The following is a 2,359-nucleotide window of genomic DNA, read 5'->3' as shown; positions in this document are numbered from 1 at the left end:
AAGTACAAACTCATTGTTAGAGCAAACCAAATTGCTTGGCAGGAGCTCAAAAATATGACCGCTTAAAACTGAGTGTGCGTAACATGAGCTTATAATTATTTAATTGGGTTACCGTTGAATTTATGATGATCAGAGAGCTTCTTTAGTATTTTAATAAGAGTGCCTTTTTCATTATCAGAAAGAACACCAAAAAACGATTCGTCATTTTGATCTGCCGAATCAGCAAGACTTGGTACAAGCTGAATTGCTTTAGAAGTTAATTTAATTTGTTGAAATCGACGATCATTTGAGGATTCAGTTCGAGTAACCAGATCTTTATTCAAAAGACGCTCAATTAATTTAGAAACAGCACCACGAGTTAGTCCTACCATTTCTGCGACAGCACTGGGTGATGTGGACTTTTTCGTTTCATACATTTCACGCAAAATAACCCACTCTGCAACAGCTACATCATATTTACTTAGCTTTTTAGCAAACGCTTGAGAAACCTCATTTGAAACCACTCTCATGTGATATCCAATATGACTCTTTAAAGGACTAACATTTTTCTTTTCCATAAACCCAACCTTATTTCTTCAAATTAGTTTACTAGGAAACAGTTTCCTAGTAAATCATGTATTGTATTTTTTCGAGCTTTATTTCAGTACACCTTAGTTACTAATCAAAAACTCTAACCTTATATTAGAAAACGCGTTTCTTAGTGGTTTCTTTGCTAAGACGAGGGTTGTATTAATTGGGTATATGTAACGGCTCGCAATCAAAGGTGAGCTGCGTGATGATAGGAAAAAATTACTAAACTTGGTGTAACTGTTCTTCGGAATAAGCGAGCTTCACAATATTATACCCGCGTTTCAAGTCAGACTTCACAAAGAGAGCACCACTTTTGTTCATATAAAATATTATCCGCTCGAGACTCCCATTCATGGCCATTTTTACACATCATTTTAATCTTGGTTTTGCAGTTTAGATATTCAGTTGAAAGACACATACCGCCATGTTTATTCGCAAACTCTTTAAAGTGATTTATTGAATATTTACGGGAATTATTTCTTGCGCAAGTCGGACACCCTGACTTATTTTTTGTTCGATTATAAATCGTGGCCTGCCATGAATGCCTTTCTTTGCATTTCCACCATATTTTGGTGGGAAGTCATGATACGTGTCAAATTAGGACTTTTCATATCTCTTACAGGCTATAGTCCTTGCTGCACATGGGCTAAAGACCATTTTTATAGAAAATCCATCAATTAGTTTAATTACCGAGTCATTATGTGTTAGTTTTACTACAAATGAACAACAAGCAGGCTATATTATTACTTTTTTGGGATACAAAATTATTTTCTACGAACAATGCCTATAACCCATTCACAGTAAGGGTTTAAATGCCATTGAAACTACGAAGTGACCCATTTGCACACGTATCATGACTTCCCCCCTATACCAATAGTGAGCAATAACGTCAGTTACTTATTTTTTTAGTAACATACATTTGAGAATCAGCGAGAGCTAGCATATCTTCAAGTGTTTGGTGCCTTTTCTGATTATATTGGATACTACCCACACTGAATTCGATTGTATAATCTTTTGTTTCTGCAGATTTCAATGATTCTTTTAAACGTTGAATAATGCCAGGTAGGTCCTTTTGGTTTAGTCCAGTACAAAATACACAAAATTCATCGCCGCCTAAACGAGCGATTACATCATAATAACGAAAGTTGCGAAGAAGAGCGTTCGCGAAAATTTTTAATACTTTGTCACCTTCCGCATGCCCAAATTGATCGTTAATATGCTAAATTTATCTAAATCAAAAAATAATAGGGTAAAAATTTGATTTTCACTTTGGCATTTTTGAAACAAATAGCCGGCTAGTTTTAAAAATCCCCTACGATTAGATAAACTTGTTAATTCATCAGTTATAGAAATTTGTATTTGCTTCAAATCCATTTCCACCATTTGAGCCAGATCATAAACTATGTTTTGATCAATTTCATTTTTCGATTTAGGCTTGTCATCAATTAAGCAAATTACACCCACATTATATCCGTTGACTTTTAAAGGACACTTCAACATATAATTTCAAAGGTTCTAATTGCTTTTCACCTTCTGACATTAAAGCAAGAGTGTATTCATTAGTATTATTCATATTATCGAGTTAGTAATTTTGTAATTTTAAACAGTATAGTCTACTAGCGATATCATGTGGTTTTGGGACACTTTTAGTATTGGCACATTGCACAGCAAGAAAAGCGGGGTTTTCTTTCCTACCCTGAGATATCTCCTAATAAGATACATTTAATCCAAAAGAACGTGAGTTTTCTGCAAGCTTGCAGAAAACTCACGCATCACGGCAAAGAATTTT

At 34.5% G+C, this 2,359-nt stretch carries 2 protein-coding genes and 1 pseudogene; all 3 read right to left on the bottom strand.

Annotation, left to right across the window (positions count from 1 at the left end):
* Positions 1-95 precede the first annotated feature (95 nt).
* On the bottom strand, positions 96-557 hold the full coding sequence (locus Lsan_RS17275; protein ID WP_058515377.1) for a MarR family winged helix-turn-helix transcriptional regulator: 462 nt from the start codon (positions 555-557) through the stop codon (positions 96-98).
* Between the two features lie 299 nt (positions 558-856).
* Positions 857-1,138, bottom strand: a complete 282-nt coding sequence (locus Lsan_RS23615) for a zinc-ribbon domain-containing protein (RefSeq protein WP_083505174.1) — start codon at positions 1,136-1,138, stop codon at positions 857-859.
* Positions 1,139-1,459: 321 nt separating this feature from the next.
* Positions 1,460-1,944 (bottom strand): annotated as a pseudogene (locus tag Lsan_RS17270) (GGDEF domain-containing protein).
* Positions 1,945-2,359: the final 415 nt, after the last annotated feature.

The organism is Legionella santicrucis, from assembly GCF_001468135.1.
Lineage (GTDB): Bacteria > Pseudomonadota > Gammaproteobacteria > Legionellales > Legionellaceae > Legionella > Legionella santicrucis.
Note: the sequence above shows the minus strand (reverse complement) of the source record. Positions and strands in the feature narration are given on the sequence as shown.